Origin of the sequence: Nocardia sp. NPDC051787 (assembly GCF_040681325.1) — a bacterium.
Classification (GTDB): domain Bacteria; phylum Actinomycetota; class Actinomycetes; order Mycobacteriales; family Mycobacteriaceae; genus Nocardia.
Window position 1 is genome coordinate 25,691 of the sequence record NZ_JBFAYO010000025.1, and the last position, 21,348, is coordinate 47,038.

Annotated in this window: 10 protein-coding genes; all 10 read right to left on the reverse strand. The window is 68.8% G+C overall.

Features of this window, described 5'->3' with window-relative positions:
• Positions 1–299: 299 nt before the first annotated feature.
• Entirely contained in the window at positions 300–2,858 is a 2,559-nt protein-coding gene (locus AB0M45_RS24235) for an AAA family ATPase (protein ID WP_364333364.1), read from the reverse strand.
• Between the two features lie 128 nt (positions 2,859–2,986).
• A complete protein-coding gene (locus AB0M45_RS24240) occupies positions 2,987–3,976 on the reverse strand; it encodes a fused (3R)-hydroxyacyl-ACP dehydratase subunits HadA/HadB (RefSeq protein WP_364333367.1) in 990 nt (329 codons plus the stop codon).
• Positions 3,973–5,106: a class I SAM-dependent methyltransferase gene (locus tag AB0M45_RS24245; RefSeq protein ID WP_364333370.1), complete on the reverse strand. Its 1,134-nt coding sequence runs from the start codon at positions 5,104–5,106 to the stop codon at positions 3,973–3,975. Before AB0M45_RS24245 ends, AB0M45_RS24240 begins: the two co-directional genes overlap by 4 nt.
• Entirely contained in the window at positions 5,103–6,506 is a 1,404-nt protein-coding gene (locus AB0M45_RS24250; RefSeq protein ID WP_364333373.1) for an FAD-binding oxidoreductase, read from the reverse strand. Before AB0M45_RS24250 ends, AB0M45_RS24245 begins: the two co-directional genes overlap by 4 nt.
• The gene (locus tag AB0M45_RS24255) at positions 6,503–7,846 is read right to left on the reverse strand and encodes a class I SAM-dependent methyltransferase (RefSeq protein WP_364333376.1); all 1,344 of its coding nucleotides are present in this window, start codon (positions 7,844–7,846) and stop codon (positions 6,503–6,505) included. The genes AB0M45_RS24250 and AB0M45_RS24255 overlap by 4 nt, the downstream gene beginning before the upstream one ends.
• The gene (gene hsaA, locus AB0M45_RS24260) at positions 7,843–9,081 is read right to left on the reverse strand and encodes a 3-hydroxy-9,10-secoandrosta-1,3,5(10)-triene-9,17-dione monooxygenase oxygenase subunit (RefSeq protein ID WP_364333379.1); all 1,239 of its coding nucleotides are present in this window, start codon (positions 9,079–9,081) and stop codon (positions 7,843–7,845) included. Before hsaA ends, AB0M45_RS24255 begins: the two co-directional genes overlap by 4 nt.
• Entirely contained in the window at positions 9,078–9,833 is a 756-nt protein-coding gene (locus tag AB0M45_RS24265) for a class I SAM-dependent methyltransferase (RefSeq protein WP_364333382.1), read from the reverse strand. Before AB0M45_RS24265 ends, hsaA begins: the two co-directional genes overlap by 4 nt.
• Positions 9,826–17,043 carry a condensation domain-containing protein gene (locus AB0M45_RS24270; protein WP_364333385.1) on the reverse strand — a complete coding sequence of 2,406 codons (7,218 nt, stop codon included), beginning with the start codon at positions 17,041–17,043 and terminating at the stop codon, positions 9,826–9,828. Before AB0M45_RS24270 ends, AB0M45_RS24265 begins: the two co-directional genes overlap by 8 nt.
• A complete protein-coding gene (locus tag AB0M45_RS24275) occupies positions 17,040–17,537 on the reverse strand; it encodes an OsmC family protein (RefSeq protein ID WP_364333388.1) in 498 nt (165 codons plus the stop codon). The genes AB0M45_RS24270 and AB0M45_RS24275 overlap by 4 nt, the downstream gene beginning before the upstream one ends.
• Complete coding sequence (locus tag AB0M45_RS24280; RefSeq protein WP_364333391.1) at positions 17,524–21,342, reverse strand: amino acid adenylation domain-containing protein; 3,819 nt, start codon at positions 21,340–21,342, stop codon at positions 17,524–17,526. The genes AB0M45_RS24275 and AB0M45_RS24280 overlap by 14 nt, the downstream gene beginning before the upstream one ends.
• Between the last annotated feature and the right edge of the window lie 6 nt (positions 21,343–21,348).

A 21,348-nucleotide genomic window follows, 5' to 3' on the forward strand; every position in this document is an offset into this window, starting at 1 on the left:
TTCCGGTCGGCCGGCCATGAGAGATTTCGAATCTGTCAGCCGGATGGATCTGGCCATCGCAGGGCGGCATATACCCACCTGTTCGCTGTCGGCTCGGCATGAAGTCGAGCTCGGCCGTCGCAAAATTGTGTGGTTGAAGGCCTGGTGACGCCGTCGTCCCGGGACCTTCGTCCACTGCACGACAACAAGCGTGGGCGGTAGGTATCGACCTCCGCATCGGTAATGGATGTGGGATATACCTATGGAAGTGGATCGGCAGGCCAAGGTCGGATCCGCCGGTCTTTCGGATAGCCCTACTATCAGCGCGGTCGTCGGGCGGTTTCGTCTCGGACCTGATCGGCGAATCTACTGGGGATGTGCGCGGATATGTCCGCACGTGAAGTGATGGTCAGTTTATTGAAAATCGCCGCGATCTGGGCGTCGACAGTTCGGGGCGACTTTCCACGGCGGAAGGCAATGTCGATGTTGGTCCACCCGGCCGCGGCCAGGATCGCGACCTGCTGTTCGGTCGGGGTCAGTTCGTGCCAGTGCGATGTGGCGTCCGCGTCCGCTGCAGTATCGATCGTCAGTGTGCCCAGTGCCAGCCGTTGCACTTCGTCTTGCTCCGGACGCAGACGCATGCCTCGGGCTTCTGCCGCGGCGAAGGCGTCCGGCCCGAGCACTCGGCGGGCGACAGCGATAGCTTTTTCGGATTCGTCGAGCAGGGGCCCCGACGCCTTGATGTCGATGCCGAGCTTGGCTCGCAGGATTGTGGTGCCGCCGGCCAAGTGAGCGATTTCGGTGGCGAGGGCAATCAGTTTCTTGCGGTCGGGTTTTCCGGCGACGATCGAGTCGGTGATGATGTGCGCCAATGACCAGGTCCGGTACTGCACCAACCACACCGCGGCCCATTGCTCGTTGGTAGCGAGGTGATATGCCAGTGAGGATCGTTCGAGCGCCAGTGCTTCGGTGGGGTTGCCGTGTCGGGTCAAGGCGGTCGACCTGGTGAGTTCGGCGCAAGCCTTTTCCCATGGAATTCCGGAGAGGGTCGCGCGATCGAGGTAACGCTGCGTGATCTCGTGGGCTTGCTGCGCGGTTCCCAGCATGCCCGCGGCCAAGGCAGTGAACAGCTCGTTCATTGAGGCAGCGCCGTGGTCGCCGTAGGCCTCGAATTTATCCCGGGCTCGGCTCAGGACGGTGATGGCGCGGGCGTCACGGCGCGCGAATATCAGCTCCGCCCCCCATGCGAATTCGACTGGCGCGGGCAGCCCGATGTCGGTCTCGGCGGTGTCTCGCCAGTTCCGTCTGGCGTCCGGGTCGGGGATGCAGGCGGTGACGCAGTCCTCGAGCATCTGTTCGGCATCTTCGAGAGTGCCTTGGAGCGTGGCGAGCCATGCGATGGTGGCCATGGCCCCGATCTGGAGTTCGGTGGGTTGCGGGGTCACCGCCCGGGTGGCATCTAGGCAGCGCAGGGTCCATTGACGTATTTCTCGTACCGAGCCGCTGGTGAAGCACACCTGCAAGGTGATCAGCCCGAGACAGATCTCCAAACCGTCTCCGGCTCGGCCCGGGGTGGTAATGCTGGTTTCGATCGCGGTGAGGGTGTCGGCCCAGACCGTCCGGGCCCAGTCCAGCAGGTCTTGCCCTTCGGGACTGAACCAGTTGGCTGCGGCGTAGCCGATCCTGTCGTGGTAGTAGCGGCAATGCCGCAGGGCCAAGCGGGTGGGTTCGTCCACCGCGGCCGTGGAGCGCTGGAGCAGTCGCTGCTGGGCGAATACCCGCAGGCTCTCCACCAGGGAATACCGCACTGAGGTAGTCGTCCTGTGCGCCGTGACCAGCGACTGATCGACAAGGCGCTCGAGCAGGCCCTCGATCTCCTGCCGGGTCAGGGTCGCTTGCGTGTCGCTGGTTTCGTCGTCGCAGCAGACGGTCTCGATGGCTTCCAGTTCGGCGCCCACATCCAGAGCGGCGCCTGTGGTGTCGTCGGGATTGGTGACGTAGCCGGCGGCGAACACCGACAGGCGGTCGAACAGCAGACGTTCCTCGTCGCTGCACAGCTCATAGGACCAGGAGATGACGTCGACGACTGCTCGATGACGGGGGTCGGTCCCCACGCGGGGGCCGTACGACCAGCGCAGTCGAGTGTCATCAACGTGGCCGGTGAGCCCGCGCAGGATGGCGGACAGGGGTTGGCGCAGCAGTCGTGCGGCCGCCAACTGGATGTAGAGGGGATGATTGTTGATATGGCGGCAGATCTCGGCGGCCGTGGTGGTCTGGTCTTTGCTGGTGACGGGATGTTCGGTGAGTTCGGCGCGTTGCCGAAACAGGGCCAGTGCGTCGCGGTGCGATAGCGGCGGAACGGTGATCAGGTGTTCGTCGATCCAGCCGATGGGTTCGCGGCTGGTGGCCACGATGCTCAGCCCCGGTACCGCGTCGATGAGGTCGGCGATCAGGGGCCCGACACCGGAGAGTACGTGCTCGCAGTTGTCGAGCACCAGCACGGTGTGCGGGGCCCGTCCGGTGGTGTCGGTTCGCGTGAGGGTGTCGACCAAGGCGTCCCACGCCGATCGCCCGGAGAAATCCGCCTCGATCACCGCATGGGCAACTTCTTCCGCGACCGCGGTCGTATCCGAATCCGGTGACAGTCGAGCCAGTCGCACCCAGTACGCTCGTGTCTTCCTGGCTTCGGTTCTACCGCAACGGTGCAAGGCTTCGGAGGCCAGACGAGTCTTACCGATCCCGCCCGGGCCGATGAGGGTGATCAATCGGGCTGGACCCAGCAGTAGGGTGCTGATCTTCTCCAGCTCGCGGTCTCGACCGACAAAGCTGTGGGTAAGGACGGGTAGGCCGCCTACACCTTTCTGGCGCGGGCCATCCATACCACACGATTATAGGCCTCGCAACAGGGTAGGGGATGCGTGGAGCCGACCTGTATCGGGTGCTGCGCGCGGAGCGGCGGCAACGCCTGGCCACGATGGGTCGCCGCTCGACCGGCTGAGCTTCGAGTTCATAGCCTGATTCTGGCGGTGGCATGACCGAAGACGTCTGCACCATTCGACTCGGCCGTGAGCGCGACTACAGCGGTTCCCGCAGCGGAATCGACAGATCGCACGCGGCCGGTCAGTTCCAGCTCCGTCGGACCATCCGGATCGACATAGGTCAGGTTCGTGAACCGCACGGTGTACTCGAGGACGCGGCTGGGATCATCGAGCCACTCGGTCAGATATCCGGCGGCCAGGCCCATCGTCAACATGCCGTGTGCCACGACACTGTCCAGCCCCGCACGGCGGGATACGTCGTCGCTCCAGTGGATCGGGTTGTTGTCTCCGGAGACTCCGGCGTAGTTGACGACTTCCCCACGGGTAAGTCGGTATGACCGTGCTGGAAGACGTTGTCCGGCAGCGAGTTCCAGTGGCGTACGCGTTGCCGGGTCCGGTGCGGCGGGTTTCGGTTGCGGCGACGACAGCGGCCGAGTGATCTTCCTCGGCTCGGGGACCGGCGCGGCGAGATTTTGCATTGCCAGCGCCTCGGCGGCGCGTACCGCGTTGTCGGCGGCGGGGCCTCGACGGGCGACCAATGTCGTGTGCGCTGTTTGCACGGGAGCGCCACGGTGATCGCTGAAGACGGTGGTGACCACGATGATGTCGCCGGTCTCGGCGCGGCGCAGGGACTCTACGGCGAGATCGGCGGTGAGCCGGTCTCCGGCGACCACCGGCCGGTGCAGGTGTAGTTCCTGCTCGAGGTGCAGCAGCTGGCTGGGGTCGTAGCCCGCGATGGCTTCGCGGAACATGGCGCGTTGCGCGAGACTCGCGACCGACGACGCGAAGGTGGGCGGCGCGATCAGACCTCGATACCCCAGCGCGTGCGCGGCCGCGTCGTCCCAGTGCGCCGGGTGGAAGTTCTGCACGGCGCGGGCGAACTCCCGGATCTTCTCCCGCCCCACCTCGTAGTAGTCGTCGCTGTGATAGTGGCTGTCCACGATGTCCTTTGGGCTCACAGAGGTTTCTGCGCGGCGAACACGCGCTGTCCGAGCGCGGCCAGCGGGTGATCGGTTTCGGGCAGCACGACCTGCGTCTGCAGTCCCGCGGCGGCGAGTTCGTCGAGCCATTCGCGTTCGCTGAGGAAGATGCGATCCGTTCCGGCGCGAACGTCGGTACGGCCGGGCTGGGCCACGCCCGGCTTCGGGGACATCAGGAAATGCATCGACGTCAGCAGCTGGCAGTGCTCGCGGCACGATTCGACGAAGATCAGCAACCCTCCGGGCCGCAGCAGGTTGTGCACCTCGCGCAGGATCTGGCCGCAGTGGTGTGCATTGTGCAGGACGTTTGCGGCCAGGACGATGTCGCACGCCTGCTGGTTCGGCAGGTCGGCGTTGAGATCGACGATGCCATAGCGCATCCAGGGGTAGGCGGAGAACTGCGCACGTGCGGTATCGAGGAAGAAGCTCGACAGGTCGGTGAAGTGGTAGTCGACCGCCAGATCATTCAGTCCCGGGACGATATCGGCCGTGGTGCCGCCGACCCCGGCGCCCAGTTCCAGGATGCGGACCGGGGATGTCGTGAGTTCGCCGACCGCCCAGGTGACGATCTCTTTGGTGGCGGCATTCAGATAACGGTTGATCGGATTGTTCCGGTACGCCGCCTCGGCGGTGCGGAAATCCCCGCCGGGGAAGAGCAATTCCTGCGCCAGCACGCGATCGCGCAGCAGCTCGGGCAGGCGTTCGTTGGCTCGTTCGAAGAACCGCGCGAGTTCTGGCGCGAAACCGAGGTCGGCGCAGACCGCGCGCAGATCGGGACGCACCGGGGCGGCGACTTCACGCGGCGCGCCATAGCCGGTTTGCTCGTCCCCCGAAACCCACCCCCGGGCGGTCAGCTCGGCCAACCACCTGCGCAGCAGCCAGCGGTGTCGCGGTGCGACCCCGAGCCGTTCGGCGATCTCGGGCTCGGCATGGAATTCGCCGTCCGGCAGAGCCTTTCGAAGCACGCGCACCATCGCGTGCAGCCCGTGCCGGTCCAGATCGTCGCGAGCAGACTCGATGCGCGGTGCACCGAACGCGGTTCGGGAGTCGCCGTTCAGAACGGCGGCATCGGCCGCGTGCCGCGCGAGATCGGTGAGCTCGGCCGTCATCGCGACACCGCCTCGGGTGCATCGGTCGCGGGCGGAATGTTGTGATTGCACCGGAAGAGATTGTCCGGGTCGTACTCTGCCTTGATTCGCCGCAGCCGCTCGTATGCTTCGGGGTGATAGGCGCTGCGCACACGGGACGGTGAACTGGCGCCGTCCAAGATGCCGATGTAAGGGCCACCGGCGGAACAGCCACGTACCGCGTCGATGATCTCGGCGATCCACGCCTGTGCGGGCTCGAGGCGCTGTCCGGCGGGTCCGCCGGAGAACACGACGAGATGGTAGGCGGCCTCGTGGAAACTGAATGCCGTTGTCTCGCTGGTGGTCCGGCGGATCGCGCCGCCGAGTTGGTGAATGGAGATCAGCGAATGCGGCGTGGGCATCCGCGCACCGAGTTCGATCACCGCGTCGATCGTGTCGTCGTCGAGCGCGCGAAGCCATTCGGTCCCGGTCGCGGTGCCGTGCCCTTCCGTGAACGCTTGCTCGGTATTGCGTTGCAGCTCCGGGTAGGTCAGCGGCCGCACCAGGTCGAGCTCGGGTTCGCCGATCCGGCGCAACCTGCGCAGCACGTCGCGGGCCTCCTCGGCCGCACCGAGATAGGACGCGGTGATGGCGGCCATGGGCGGCCCCTCCGGTGCGCCCGGCGGCCAGTGGATCAGCGTCGCACGCAGCGACAACTCGGGGGGAGCGGTCTCGCAGAGCTCGCGAAATCCGCTGAGCACCGCCTGTGCTCGCTCGTAGCGGTACAGGAGAGTGCCCGCATACACCGTGCCGATCGGGTGCAGGCGCAGGTCCAGGGTGGTGACGATGCCGAAGTTGCCGCCGCCGCCCCGCAACGCCCACAGCAACTCCGGATGGTGGTCGGCATCGACGTCCACCTGGCGCCCGTTGGCCAGCACGACGCGAGCGGCCTGCACGTTGTCGCAGGTGAAGCCCACCGCCCGCTGCAGCCATCCGCTTCCGCCCGACAGCGCGGTGCCGATGACGCCGACAGTCGACACGTCGGCGCCGGTGACCGCGAGCCCGTGCGCTTGGCAGGCGCGGTCGAACTCCGACCACAGCACGCCGGGAGCGACGGTGGCGCTACGACGTTCGGGATCGACGGTGATGGTCTTCAGCAGCGACAGGTCGAGCAGCAGCGAGCCGCTCATCTCGTCGTGGTTGGCGACGTCGTGCCCGCCGGCGCGCGCCGACACCGCCAGCCCGCGGCGGCGCGCGAAATCCACGGCCGCACGGATATCCGCGTCATCGGCGCACCGCACGATTACCGCAGGCCTATGGTCGACGGCGGTGTTCCAGGTGTGGCGGGCTCGGTCGTATCCGGGGTCGGTGGGCAGCAGCACGTCGCCTCGGCATGCGGCACGCAGGTCGTCCAGGTGATCGAGGGATGGTGTGGTCGTCACGGGGTGATCGGCTCCTCTGCTACCACGATGTCCGGTAGCGCTGTCGCGGGGGCATGTCGTTCCAAGTGGTCGGTCAGCATTTCCGGCAGCCGCCGTCGCACGAACCGGGCGAACGGGTCGTTGCAGCCGGGGTGCGGTTGCGGATCGGAGATGGCGTCTCGCTCGGCCTGATGCCCGGGTGGACCGACGGCCAGTAGCCGGCCGTCGGGGGAGTCGAGCAGCACTGCCCAGGACGCCGGGATGGCAGCGGCAAGCTCGGCGGGAGTGACGGCGCCGGGGATGCCGCCGTCGAGCAGTGCGTTCGGGATGCCGGTGATCAGCATGAACTTCCCGTCGCCGGTGACGGTGGCGAGCCGCTCGGCGAACGTGCCGGAAAGGTCGGCCCACGCGATGGTGTGGACTGGCGGCGGCACGGGGCCGTCGACGGTATACACCACGTCGTAGCGGTACCGGGTTAGTTCGGTGTCCGCCCGTAACGGCTTCGCGTAGCAGGTGACCTGCACGTCTCGCGGATGACGTCGTGCGATCTTGGTGAAAAGCCTTGGGTCGCAGAGCAGTTCTTCCTCCGCCGCGATCCGGTCGGCCGCTCGCCGGGTCAGCTCCGGCTCGGGTACCCCCGGATTCCGCGCCGACTCGAGCCAGCGGGCGAAGCTCGGTGCGGAGGCGAGGTTGCGGACGTCGCCGACGATCACCGTGCCGCCGGGGGCGACGAGATCCAGTGCGTCGTCGAGGACGGCGGTCAGGTAGCGCTCGTTCGGGAAGCACGGCGTGACACTGTTCAGCACGATGCAGTCCGGGGCGGGCGAAGGCGATCCGGTCGCCGCGCGTAGCGCCCGCGCGACTTCCTTCGATGCCACATCGTGGGCGGCTCCGTGCAGTACCCGCACGCCCGGCAGCGCTTGGTCGCGCAATCGGGCGACGGCCGGTTCCGCGACATCGAGACCGATGTACGCTCGCACCTTCCGATGCACGCGATGGGCGATGAGGCCACTGCCGCAGCCCAATTCGAGCACCACGTCCGGATTGCCGCGAAGCACCAGCCCGACGGCGTGGTCGATCCATTCGATCATGTGCGCACGAGGAAACGACCGGCCGGTGTCCGACGCACGCCAGCCGGACAGGTCGAGATCGTCACCGTGGCGGTCGGCGGCGACCGAATAGACGTATTCGTACACATGCCGCCAGTGATCGAGTTGCTCGAGCAGCAGCGGTCCCGGACGGGGCCGCACGGCCACCGCTTCGACCGTGGGACGCACCATGATCGCTGTGCGATCCGGGTCCCACCACGCCTTGTCGACCCATGGATGCCTGTCGAGGAGCGATACCGCCTGTTCGGTCACCGTCGCTGCTCCTCATCCGTCGGTTCGGGCCGCGCCGAGCCGGGCGGCGTCGGAGACGACTGCGTCAACGCGGCGGCGCCGAACATCCGGTACGCCCGTTCCGGGTCGTTGGCGGCGTGCGCCCGTCCGGCGTGGGCGTCGCGCCAGAACCGCTGAATCGCCGTGCCCGCCCGCAGTGCGCGTCCGCCGGAGTTCTCGAACAGCCGGTCCACCGCGAAGATCGCCCGCTCGGTACCGCGCACCTGGTCGCGGCGGACGCGGAGCCGGTCGATCGGGGATATCGGCTGTCCTGCTTCGGCGCGGGCGTAAAGTGCGCCGATGTTGTGTGTCAGCTGCAACCAAGCGGCATCGATCTCGCTTGCGGCTTCGGCGATGCGCACGAGTGCGGCCAGGTCGTCCTTGAAGGGCGTTCCGGTGAAACCGGTCTCCTTGGTCGCGTCACCGGGCAACGCCACGCGAACCCGGTCGCGCTGGTGCTCGAGATGCGCAGCATAGGCGCCGCGTGCCATGCCGATGATCGGCGCGGTTATCGCACTGGTGTGGATCGATCCGAACGGAATCCGATACAGCGGTCCGTCGTTGACCGCCTGCCCCGGCGTCACGCACGCCGCTACCGCCGCGGAACCGAGCACCCGGTGGGCGGGCACGAACACGTTGTCGGCGAGCAGGTCGTTGCTGCCGGTGCCGCGCAGGCCCACGGAGTCCCAGACGTCCTCGATCGTGTAGTCGCCGAGCGGCACCAGGAAGGTGCCGGAATCGACGGCCGCGCCGTTTTCGACGACCCGGGCACCCACCAGTGCCCACGTCGCATGGTCGCAGCCCGAGGCGAAACCCCAACGGCCGCTGAGCCGGTAGCCGCCGTCGACCGCGGTCGCAGTGCCGGTCAGGGCGTAGGACGAGCAGATGCGGGTATCAGTGTCGCCACCCCACACGTCGTCTTGGGCACGGACGTCGAACAGCGCGACGTTCCACGGCGGAACGCCCAGCACGGATGCCACCCAGCCGGTCGAACCGCAAGCGCTCGCGATGAGCGCGACCGCGGAGTAGAAGGTCGCCGGGTCCGTCTCGAGGCCGCCGTAACGCGCCGGTTGCAGCAGTTTGAAGAAGCCGATCTCCTGCAACGCCTTGATCGATTCCGCCGGTACGCGGCGGGCGTCCTCAGTGTCCTGCGCTCGCTCACGCAGCACGGGCAGCAAGTCCTCGATGGCGGCGAGTACTTCGTGCACGGTCATCATTGATGCCTTTCCTTGACGAATCGCAGCAATCCGGTGTCGGTGTCCTCGGCGGCCAGGCGCAGGCCCGCGCCGACCGCTTCCTCCGCGAGCCGTTCGGCGCCCACGGGCCAGACCAGATGCTCGGCGACGGTTTCCTGGACCAGCAGCTGGTCGCGATACGCGCGGTAGGTCATCCGCCAGATCAGCGCCTCGGCGTCGACCGGATCGGCCGCGCTCCAGCCCTCGTACCGCAAGGCGCCCGCCCTGGCCTGGGTGTATCGGCGCTCGGCTACTTCGCTGACGCGGCCGGGGCGCTGCACCTCGACCACCGCGCTCCCGCCGGGGGCCAGGGCGGTGGCGATCGTGGACCAGACCTTCGGCCGCGCCGTGGCATCGAAATGACCGATCACTCCGAGGGCGACCACCGCGGCGCATCGATCGGGAAGGACGCAGTCGAGGAATCCGCTCGGCAGCACCGTGATCCGCTCACGCAAATCCTTGCGTGCGGCCAGCCGCGACATCAGCACCGCCCGCATGGTGGGCGCCGGTTCCACCGCGACGAGCTCTGCGTCGGGCAGCGTGTCCGCGATCATGACGGTCGAGAGACCGGTGCCCGCGCCGATGTCGACGATCGGGCCCGAGACGGTGTCCACCTCGGCGAGCAGTTCTGCGAGCACCGGTTCCGCTTGCGCCACATACGGTATCGCCATCAGGTCGTAGAACTCCGCCGCCGCCGCATACGAATCGGGCTCCGGTCGGCGCGCGTCAGTCATGACGTACTCCGTCCACAGCCGCTGCGCGGGCGAGCGCGTCGGAGATCAGCCGGGCCACCGTGTCGACGGCGGGCTCGCCGAGCAGCGCGTAATGGTGCGCCGCGATGACGTGGGTGTCGATTCGGCCCGGCGTGTGGTCGCGCCATCCCAGGTCCGGCAGGTCCGCGCAGTCGTCGACGCCCATCCCGACGCCCGAGTTGCGCGGTGACGGCGACTGCGCGCACACGAGCAGGGTTTCGCGGTTTTCGTCGGGTGCGAGGAAACCCGTGCGGTGGTCACCCAGCGCTCGCAGATGCCGCGCGAACGTCTCTTCGCGCAGTCGCTGAGTCGCCGGATCGCGTCCCACGACACCGGTCGCGGCCAGCCGCCGCCAGATCTCGTCGCGCTGCTGCGCCTCGGGCAGCCGGGCGAATTTCCCGTCCAGTGCGCCCGATTCGAGGTCGATGTCCAGGAATGCTTCCAGCGAGCCGAGATAGCGCGACCAGAATTCGCCCTCAGGGGTGTGCTGAATGCGGTCGGCGATATTCGAATCGACGAGCGTCAGCAGGGCGACCGTGTCGCCGGATTCCTGGAGTCGCCTGGCGAGTTCGTGCGCGACGATACCGCCCATCGACCATCCGCCGAGCAGATAAGGGCCAGTCGGCTGGTGGGCGCGCAGCACCCGTTCGTAACGTCCCGCGAGTTCGGCAACACTCTCCGGGCCCGTTTCACCGGCCAGGGCCGGGTCCTGGATGCCGATCACCGGCCGGTCGGTGTCCAGCTTGCGCGCCAAGTCGACGTAGCAGAGCACGTCCCCACCGGTGGGATGCAGCAGGAACAGCGGAGTTCCGGTGCCATCGCGCAAGGTCACCGCGCAGTCGCCCGGCTCCGAAGCGGCACCGGCCTGGTCGGCCACCGCGGCCACGGCAGCGAGACCGGGATCGGCCCGGAACGCCCGAGGTGTGACGAGCAGGCCGAGCTCACCGCGCAACCGGTTGAGCATGCGAATCGCCATGACCGAATCGCCACCGACGGCGAAGAAATCCGTGGCGCGGTCGAATTCGCTCGAATCGAGCTCGAGCATCCGTGCCCACAACGCGGCGATCGCCCGCTCGGTGTCGGTGCGCGGCGGACCGCCCGCGATGGCGGCACGCTCGGCCGTCGCGGTGGCGGACGCGGGACGTTCGGACGCGGGCAGCCCGACGAGGTTGGTCCATGTCTCGGGCCGCTCGACCAGAGCCGCGATCTCGGCGCCGATGTCGGCGAACAGCGCGTCGAGCACGCCCGGCTCGAACAGTTCGGCGACCGCATCGAGGTTGACGACCACCGAGTCGTCCCAATCCCATTGGAACACTTGCAGATCGAGCGCCACCTGGGGCGTGCGCACGCGCTGATAGAACTCGCGCACCCGCACGGTGTCCGGTGTCCCGCCCGGCGGATGCAGTCCGAGGGTGCTGTGGAACACGACCGGTGCCTGCGGCGCGGTGTCGCGGCGGCGGCGGCCCAGCTCGCGGACGACCTCCACGCCGGTGACCTGTCCGTGGTCGAGCATGCGCGCGGTGGCCTCTTGGACGTGCCGCGCCGCCTCGACGAAGGTCGCGGGTGCGGGCAGGTCGACATCGAGCAGCACCGTGCCCGCGTACGGGCCGATCGCGTGGTCGAGATCCGCGGGCAGGTGTAGCCGGTTGAGGTAGAGCACGTTGAGCAGGAACCGGCGGTGCCCGGCCAGCCGTGCGAGCCCGATCGCGTAGCAGGTGGCGAAGGCGGTGGTCGGGGTGATGCCGTAGGCCGTGCAGCGTTCGCGCAGAATGGCCATCTGCTCGCCGGTCACCCGCAATTCCCGCCGTACGAGGGTGTCGGGGCGTGCCTGGTCGAACGGCATGGCGAGCGGTAACGCGGGGGCCGTGGGCATGGTGTCGAGCCGATCCCACCACCAGTCGCGCTGCGCCTGCCATTCCGCTTCGCGGCGCTGCTGGTTCACGGTCTCGACGTAGTCGCCGAAGTGCGCGGTGAGCGGCGGCAGCACCGTGTTCGGTTCGTCGAGGTAGGTGAACAGCTCGGTGAACATCAATTGCACCGACCAGCCGTCGGCAACCAGCAGGCTGCACACGATGTGCAGGCTCAGCTCGTCGCCGGGCAGCCGGACGGCGGTGATCCGGAACGGCCACGGATCCATGTCGGGTCCGCGGCGCTGCATCTCGGCACGGGTCCGGGCCAGCATGGCGTCGATCTCCTCGGCGTCGGCGGAACGCAGGTCGACCGGGGTGATCGGCAGCACGGCCAGGCGCGGGTCGTCGGCGTCGAGCACCTGTTGCACGCCGTCGGCGAGGAACACCGCGCGCAGCATCGGCTGCCTGCGTACCTGGCTGCGGACCGCGGATTCGACCGCGGTCGGGTCGATGCCCGACAGACGGAAGTCGACGTAGTTGTGCGCGGAGTCGTAGCTCAACGCCCACCCGTGCTGCTGGCCGACCCAATAGGCCTGCTGCAACGGCGTGAGCGGGAACGGCGCGGACGGATCGGTCTGCCGGACCAGCTCCGCGCCCGCCGCGGTCACCGTGTCCGAGCGACGCTCGGCGATGTAGCCCACCAGCTGGCCGAGCGTCTGGTCGCCGACCAGGTCCACCACCGGGACCGCGACGCCGAGGCGCCCGCGGACCATGGTGGCCATCCGCACCGCGAGCACCGAGTCGCCACCGAGCCCGACGAAGGTGGAATCCGCCCCGACCGCGTCTTGCTCGAGCCCGAGGACCTGCGCCCAGATCGCGGCGACGGTGGCCGCGACATCCGCGCCGGGACCGGCCAGCCGTGGACCCGTGTCGGTCGCGGTCCACACACTCGGATCCTCGACCAGCCTGCGCAGCCAGGACAGGTAGGCGGCGAAGGCGGTGTCGGCGGCATCCGGGTCGAGGACGGTTTCCAGGACGTCCCACTGCAGCCGCAGCGAGCCCGCATGCACGAACGCCTGGTGATCCAGCCAGACCTGCGGGGTCTGGCTGACGCCGTGCACCATGCGCCCCGCCCACTCCAGATCCGGATCGCCGCCGACGAGATCGGCCACGTCCAACGCGCTGGTGAAGACCACCGGAAGCAGGTGTCGCCGACCGGATCTCGTGGACAGCTCGCCGAGCAGTTCCAGCGCCGAGTAGTCGCGGTGGTCGATGTCGTCGAACAGTCGCTGCTGGGTGCGCTTGACCCGATCCGCGAACGAATAGATGCCCGTCCGCTCGACCTCGTGTGCCAGCAGGGTGGTGAAATCGCCGACCACATCCTCGATTCCTGGCAGCGCCACCGGCCGGTCCACCAGGGTCAGCATGACCGCGAAGCGCTCGTCGCCCGACCAAGCGGCCAGCACGTCGGCATAGGCGGTGAGCAGGACCGCCGACGGAGTCACGCCGTGGTCGGCGGACATCCGGCGTAACGTCGCCCACTCGGCGGCCGCGAGTTCCCCGGCCCGGCGGGCGAACCACGGCCGTGTCTGGGTGCGCGTGCGAGTGGGCAGCGCGGGCGGGCCGGGAAGGTGGTCCATGCGCTGCTGCCAGTAGTCCACCGCCCGGCGGCGCGCGTCGGTGCCCGAGCGGGTGGCGGTGTGCGCGACATACTCGGCGAACCGGGTTGGTACGACTGGCAGGGACGCCGTGGGTTCGGTGTAGTAGCGCCGTAGGTCGCGGTCGAGGACGAGGAAGCTGCCCGCGTCGCAGATCAGCGCGTCGATGCCGAAGAAGATCCGGGTCGTGCTGCCATCGATCACCGCAGCGCGTACGTCGAACAGTGGCCAGCGGTCCGGGCGGTGCACCCGGTGGGACAGTTGCCTGCGCAGGTCGGCGAGGGTGTCCTCGCGTTCGGCGGCAGAACGGCCGGTGAGGTCGTGGCGGCGGATCCGGTAGCCGGGCACCGTGGTCAGCACCCGGTTGCGGCCGTCGTCGGTGATCACCGCCCGCAGCATGTCGTGGCGTGCGATGACCTGGTTCCAGGCCCGCTCGTAGCGGTCGAGATCCAGGTCGGCGCAGTCGTATTCGAGATATATGTGACAGGACACGTCGCTGAGGCCGAACGCGCCGGAGCGGCCGACCCAATAGGCGTGCTGCACGCGGGTGAGCGGAAACGGCTCGTCCGCTTCGGAGGTCGGCTCGGACCGGATCACCGCAGCCGACCGTGTCGCAGGCGCGGCGGTCTCCGACCTGTCCGCCGAAGGAGCTCGCCGCCGCCCGAGCAGCTGCGCGAAGGCCTGCACAGTGGGGTGGGCCAGCAGCTCGCGCAGACGGATATCGGTGTGCTCCCGCTCGTTCAGCAGATCGAGCATCCGGGCGGCCAGCATGGAAGTGCCGCCGAGCGCGAAGAAGTCGGCGTCCGCGTCGGGGACCGGCCTACCGAACAACTCGCCCCACAACGTGGCGACCAACTGCTCGTCCCGCGTCGAGAACGCCGCTACGACGTCCAGAGCGGCTGGGTTGTCGCGCAAGGTGCCGGATTCGGAATCCAGGGAGGTGGCCTCGGACAGCGCCGCGTTGTCACCCTCGGCGAACAGCTCCGGCGTGCTCGGGACAGAGGCGTTCGCTCCACCGTTGTGCGCCGGGACGGTCGCCTCGACAACATGTTCCGGCATATCGGGCGGGTCGATCCAGAACCGGCTGCGCTGGAACGGATATCCGGGCAATCGGACCCGCCGCCGACGTCGATGCAGCGATTGTGGGTCTACATCCGCTCCAGCGCACCACAATTGACCGACCGCGGCCAGGAGCGCAGCGCGGTCGGGCGCGGGCGCTCCGGCCGGGAGCGTCGCGTTCTCGTCGGCGTCCGGGAGGGTGCTCAGCGCGGTCACGAGCCCCTCGGGTGCGTTGCGGCGGGCCAGCGCCGCGAGCGCTCCGCCCGGGCCGACCTCGACGATCGCGGTGGACCGGTGCCCGGCCGCGGCATGTACGGCGGCGGCGAAGCGCACCGGTTCGCGCATGTGCCGCACCCAGTGTTCGCCGTCGACAAACCGTGTCGCCTGCCCGGTGAGCGTGCTGTAGAGCGGGATGGCCGCCGCGGCGGTCGTCACGCTCGCCGCCTCCGCACGCAGCGCCGCGGCGGCGCCCGATACGGCGGGGGAGTGCAGGGCGGCATCGACGCGGAGTTTCGTGTGCTGAATACCACCGCGGGTCATTGTGCGTGCGAGTTCGGCGATGGCAGCTGCCGGACCGGAGACCACACACGCTTCCGGTGCGTTGACCGCGGCGAGCCCGACCTCTGGATGGTCGGCCAGCAGATCCGCGATCCCGGCTTCCCCCAGTGCGACAGCGAGCATCGCTCCAGGCGCCGCGGCGGCAAGGGCGCAAGAGCGGATCGCGACCAATCGTGCCGCGTCGGCCACGCTCAGCATTCCCGCGACGACCGCGGCGGCGTATTCACCGAGGCTGTGCCCGAGCACACCGTCCGGCTCGATTCCGAAATCACGTAACGTCATCGCGGTCGCCAGCGAGACCGTGAAGAGCGCGGGCTGGCCGTAGCGCACGTCGTCGGCCGCGCCGGCAGGAGCCTGCCCCGTGACGATGTCGCGGATGTCGTAGTCCAGCAGTGGTTCCAGCAGGCTCGCGCATTCGTCGACGGTGGCGGTGAACACCGGTTCGTCGCGGTACAGCCCCGCACCCATGCCGGAGAACTGCGCACCCGCACCCGGAAACGCGAAAACGATGCTCGGCCGTCGCGGGGGTACCTGACGGACGGCGACGTGCCGCGGTGCGCTCGCACCTTCCGGCAGGATTGCCGCGGCCCGCCAACCGGACTCCGCGTGCTTGCCGTGCAGCAGGGTGTAGGCGTAATCGACCCGCGAGCCCGCCTCGATGCCCGCAGTGGCGCGGTCGAGCTGGGCTCGGCAGCCCTGCTGCGTCGTTCCGGAGACGACGAGTAGCTGGGCGCGGTCGTCCGGGTCGCTGTGCGCCGCGCGGACCGGTGCCTGTTCCAGCACGACATGGCAGTTCGTCCCGCCGATCCCGAATGAGCTGACACCCGCGATCCGGGTTCCCTCGCGCTCCGGCCAGGCGCGGCCCCGGTGCACCACCTCGAAGAGCCCGTGGTGCCGCGCCATGTCCGGGTGGACCGGATCCGCGTGCAGGGTGGCCGGAATACGCTGATGGCGCAGCGCCAGCGTCGTCTTGATCAATGCGGCGATGCCCGCGGCGGCATTGGTGTGCCCGATATTGCTCTTCACCGAGCCGATCGCGATCGGTTCGGTGACCGTGCGGCCACCGAATACCGCTGCGAGCGCGGATAATTCGATTTGATCGCCCAGTACCGTGGCCGTGCCATGCGCTTCGATGAGGTCCACGGCGTCCGGTTCCACTCCCGCGACCGCCAGCGCCTCCGCGACGACGCGTGCCTGTCCGGTCGCCGACGGCGCGGTGAAACCGGCCTTGCCCGCGCCATCGTGGTTCACCGCGCTGCCGCGTAGCACCGCATAGATCGGATCGCCGTCCGCGAGGGCGTCTTCCAGCCGCCGCAGCAACACCAGGCCGGCGCCCTGGCTGTGCACCATGCCCGAAGCTTCGGCGCCGAAGGCGCGGGTGTGCCCGTCCGCCGAGAAAATAGCGTCCGGCACGTGCAGGTAGCCCCGGCCCTGCGGCACGATCAGCGAAACACCGCCCGCGAGCGCGGTGTCGCATTCACCATTCGACAGCGACTGCGCCGCCATGTGCACGGCCACCAGCGAGGTGGCGCACGTGGCCTGGACGGCAACGGCGGGTCCGGTCAAGTCGAGGCGGTAGGCGAGCTGCTGGGGGAAATAGTCGGTGATCGCGCCCATCGTGACTTGCAGGTGGCCCATCGGGTCGCGGTCGGCGTCCCGCCGGAAACCGGCCAGGTTGTCCGCGAGATAGTCACTGTGCGCCGCGCCGGTGAATACACCGACCGCGCCGAGTCCTGCCCCACCGGCGTGACCGGCGTCGTCCATGGCGTGCCACGCGCATTCCAGCAGCAGGCGCAGCTGCGGGTCGAGCAGAGCGGCTTCGTGGGCGGTATAGCCGAAATGGTCGGCGTCGAAGCGATCTTGTCCGTCGACGAGGCCGCCGACCGGCACATAGTGGCGGTGTGCTCGCAGCGTGTCCGGCACGCCGCGAGCGGCAAGCTCCGCGTCGTCGAACCGGGTCAGTCCTTCCCGGCCCGAGGCGAGCAGATCCCAGAAGGACGCGAGGTCGGGGGCGCCGGGGAACCGGCAGGCCATACCGATGATCGCGATCCCGTCGTTGTCGGTCATGAGGAGATCTCCAATTCCGAATGCACCGAGGTCTTTCCGCTGGCGATCGCGAGGACCGGGCACGATTGATCGACGAGTTGCTGCAATTCCCGGTAACGCGACGGATCGTCCGGGCCGCTCACCCGAGCCCGCATCCGGATCTCACTCGGTTGCGGCGTTGCGCCGAGGCCGAATACCGGGCCCATGTCCAGCCGGGCGCTGACGTCCACGGTGAGCGAGGTGATTTCCACGCCGAGCCGGGCCGCGTGGAATCGGTAGGTGGCGATCTGGCAGGTGCCGAGTGCGGCGAGAGCCAGCCCGATCGGGTCCGGGCCCGCGTCGCCGCCGCCCGCCGCGACCGGCTCGTCGACCAGCAGGGTGTGTCCGTTGATCCGGACGTCGACTTCGGTTGCCGTGCCGGTCCGATGCCCGGTGTGCACGGTGAACAGTTGTCTGCGGTCCGCGCGGTTGCGCAGGCCGGCGTGAATCCGTTGCACGGTGTCAGTGAGCGACATGCGACGTCTGCCTCGCTTTCGATCGGTGGGTGCGCCGCAGCCTGCCGCGCTCGGCGGCGTCGGCGAGGGCCGCCGCGGCCCTGCCGGACTCGTCCGGGCGGCTCGGATCGGCGTCCTGGCCCTGCTGGGCGATCCAGACCGCGAGCCGACGGATCGAACCGAGCCGGAAAAGGTCCGGCACGGTGAGCGCCGGAGCGAGCCGTCGCAGCCTGCGATGGGCGCGGACCAGCGTCAACGAGGTCGCGCCCGCGTCGTAGAACGGCGTGGTCGCCGAGATCTGCGCGCCGAGGAGTTCGGTGAACACCGCGGTGACCGCCTGTTCGATCTCGGCGGGCGCTACCGCCTGTGGCGGATCATCCAGTTCGATGCTCAGCTCGGCTAGGCCGTTTCCGCCGGGCGCTTCCGCGACCGTGACACCTTGTGCCGCGGCCTCGTCACGCAACGCGCGGGTCCACTTGCCCGCCGCTGCGCGGGCATCGGGCCCGTCGAGAGCACCCGCATCCAACCGGATCGTGAGCACCAGTCCGTGCCGGTGTGCCTGGCGGGCGGCATGGATCAGCCAGCCGGTGTCCCCGTCGTCTGCCCGGGCTGTGCCATTGTCCACCGGGTCCTGCGGCTCCGGCGGGTGAGCGGTGCTGTAGCGGAACGGGTTCGGCAATCGAGCCGAATCCACTTTGCCGTTCGGCGTCAGGGGGATCGCATCGATCGGCACCCAGCGAGACGGCACCATGTACTGCGGCAGATGCTCGGCGGCGTAGGCGGTGAGTTTGTCCGCGTGCGGAAGCACTTTCGCGGCAACGAGATACGCGACCAGTCTCGGGCGATCGTCGGCGGCGGGCACCACCCCGGCGACGCAGCGGCGCACCGCCGGGTGCCGGGTCAGTACCGCTTCGATCTCGCCCAGCTCGATCCGGTGACCGCGGATCTTGACCTGGCGGTCGGCGCGGCCGAGGAATTCGATCGTGCCATCGGGCCGCCACCGGCCCAGATCGCCGGTGCGGTAAAGACGTTGGCTCAGGTGCGGATTCCAGACGAACCGGCGCGCGGTCTGTTCTTCGTCGCCGACATAGCCGCGGGCCAGCCCCGCGCCGCCGATGTGCAGTTCGCCGGGCGCGCCGACCGGGCAGGGACGACCGTCCTCGTCGAGGACCAGGAAGAACTGATCACGCAACGCACGCCCGTACGGAATACTCGTCCAGTCGGTGGCCACGCGATCGATCGGATAGCAAATCGACCAGATCGCCGCTTCGGTCGCACCGCCCAGGCTGACCACCCGTAGGTCGCCGACCAGCGCCCGCAGCCGGTCCGGCAGCGAGATCGGGATCCAGTCGCCGGACAGCAGCATCAGCCGCAGGGAGCGGAGCCGGGCGGCCGCGGCCGGGTCCGCCTCGGCGTATTCCACCAGCATCTCGGCCACCGCGGGCGCGGTATTCCATACCGTGACGCGGTGTTCGGCGATCAGGTCGCACCAATGGCCGGGGTCACGCTGCCTGCTCGAGTCGGGCACGACGAGGGCTCCACCCACGCCGAGCACGCCGAAGATGTCGTAGATCGAGAGGTCGAAACTCAACGCCGACAAGGCCAGGACCCGGTCCGCGGGACCGACGCCGAACCGGTCGTTGATGTCGTCGATCGTCGTGCGCGCGGCCCGGTGCTCGATGGCCACGCCCTTCGGTTCGCCGGTGGAACCCGACGTGAAGATGATGTACGACAGATCGTCCGCCGCGACGTGGGCCGCCTCAGCGGTCGCGGGGCCGGGCGCGTCGTCGACAACGTGTCCGGTGACATGATGGGGCAGCCGATCTTTCGTCTCCGGTGTCACCAAGGCGTGCGTGATCTCCGCACGCGCGCACACGGAGGCGATGCGTGCCTCGGGCCATTCCGGCTCGATCGGCACGAAAGTCGCGCCTGCCCACTGTGTCGCGCAGACCGCGACGATCTGCTCGGCTGATTTCGGAAGAACGACGGCAACCCGATCGCCCGCCTGGATTCCGGCTTCGGTCAGCCGGGCGGCGACGGTCTGCGACCGCGCCGCGAGTTGGGCGTAGGTCGCCGAGCCGGTGGGCCCCAGGATCGCGGGTGCGTCAGGCGTCGTGAGCGCGATACTCCGCGCCGGATCCAGCAGCAACGGGCCCGAGTCCGGTCGCACGGTTTCCGGTAGGGTCGCGGTCGTTTCGAAGGTGGGATTCCAGCCGAGATCGACTGTCTCCCATGCGCTGTCGTCGTCGGCCAGGCTGCGCAGCAGCCGCAGGTATGCCGCTTGCATTCGTGCGATGAACTCGGCGGGGAATACCTCCTCCACGGCGTCCCACGCGATGCGCAACCGTCCGGCCTCGTCCCACACGATGTGGTCGAGCACCACCTGTGGGGTCTGCGAGACGCCGAAGACTTCGGCGCCCAGCCATGCCGCGGGCGGGCTGCCTCCCTGGTCGAGGCCGACGCCACTGGTGAACACCACCGGATACCGCGGTGTGAGTTCGCCCGCCTGGTCGCGCTGGACCTCGATGCCGCTGTAGGAGCGATGCTCCAGATCGGCCCAGAACCGGGTGTTCACCCGCTCGGCGAACTCGGCGAATCCGCGCCATGTCCGCGGCTCTACGGCGGGCATCTCGACCAGCGCGGTGGTGGTGAAGTCACCGACCACATCGGCCGACACCACGTCGGGACGGTCGAACAGGGTCGTGTTGAGACAGAAGGTGTCGGTGGCACCCCAACGCCACAGCGTCAGGCCGAATGCCGCCAGAAGGACGGCGGTCGGACTCAGCCCGCGTGCCGCCGCCCGGGCGGTCAGGGCCGACCAGCGCGCCGCGTCCAGTTCGGCGCCGTGCCGCTGGAACCGGGGGGAGTGCAGTCGCTCCGGCGCCACCGTGTAGGGCAGTCGCGGCCCAGGCGGAAGTGCCGCCGCACGCGCGGCCCAATACTCGCGATCGCGGTCGCGTCGTTGCGCATCGGCCAGCTTGCGCTCATTGATGATTCGCAGGAACGAGGGGGCGGGTGGCAGCTGGGCGTCGGGATCCGCGACGAGTTCGCCCCACTGCCGCATCAGCAGGATCCAGCTCGCCATATCCAGGACGATGATGTCGAATCCGACCAGCAACCGCAGGCTGTCGCCGGGCAGCAGCACGGCATGGATATCGAACAACGGCCAGTTCGTCGTGTCGCGGAGCTGATGGGACTTCTCTTGGCGCAGGTCGGCCAGTACCCGGTCGACGTCCCCGGGTCGACGACGCAGGTCGGTGCGGTCGATGCGGTACCGCTTGCCCGGCGGGTCGACCCGCTGCCTGCCGTCGTCGGTGATCGTGGCGCGGAGCATCTCATGGTGCCCGATCAGGCGATTCCATGCGTCCTCCAGCGCGGCGATCTCCGCGACCGGATCCGATGCGACGAATCGCGTTGGACTGCGATCGAACTCGAAGTAGTAGAACGTGGCCACGCCACCCAGCGGCATGTCCGCTTCCCGGCCCACCCAGTACGACGCCTGGATCGGCGTCAGCTCCTCCTCGCGCACGATTCGTTCGTCACCCACGACCATCTGCGGGGATTCATCTGCCTCCGCCCCTTGCGGGCCGCGCGGGACCGTCGCGGCGCGCTGCCGCACCTGCTCGGTCAGCGAATCCAGCGTCGCGCCGACGAACAACTCCAGCGGTACGCGTACCCCCGTCCGCTCGGCCAGCCGCAGGTGCAGCCGGACCGCGAGGAAGGAGTCCATGCCCAGTTCCTGCAACCTGCGCGTCGAATCCAGTTCTGCCGGTTGAATTCCGAGCACTGTTCCCACACATCGTCGAACCTCGTCTGCTGCCGTCACGATCTC

Bases quoted from the DNA above. Each gene is read 5' to 3' on its own strand.
- hsaA (WP_364333379.1), bottom strand. From the start codon at position 9,081: ATGATGACCGTGCACGAAGTACTCGCCGCCATCGAGGACTTGCTGCCC.
- AB0M45_RS24265 (WP_364333382.1), bottom strand. From the start codon at position 9,833: ATGACTGACGCGCGCCGACCGGAGCCCGATTCGTATGCGGCGGCGGCG.
- AB0M45_RS24245 (WP_364333370.1), bottom strand. From the start codon at position 5,106: ATGACGGCCGAGCTCACCGATCTCGCGCGGCACGCGGCCGATGCCGCC.
- AB0M45_RS24270 (WP_364333385.1), bottom strand. From the start codon at position 17,043: ATGACCGACAACGACGGGATCGCGATCATCGGTATGGCCTGCCGGTTC.
- AB0M45_RS24275 (WP_364333388.1), bottom strand. From the start codon at position 17,537: ATGTCGCTCACTGACACCGTGCAACGGATTCACGCCGGCCTGCGCAAC.
- AB0M45_RS24235 (WP_364333364.1), bottom strand. From the start codon at position 2,858: ATGGATGGCCCGCGCCAGAAAGGTGTAGGCGGCCTACCCGTCCTTACC.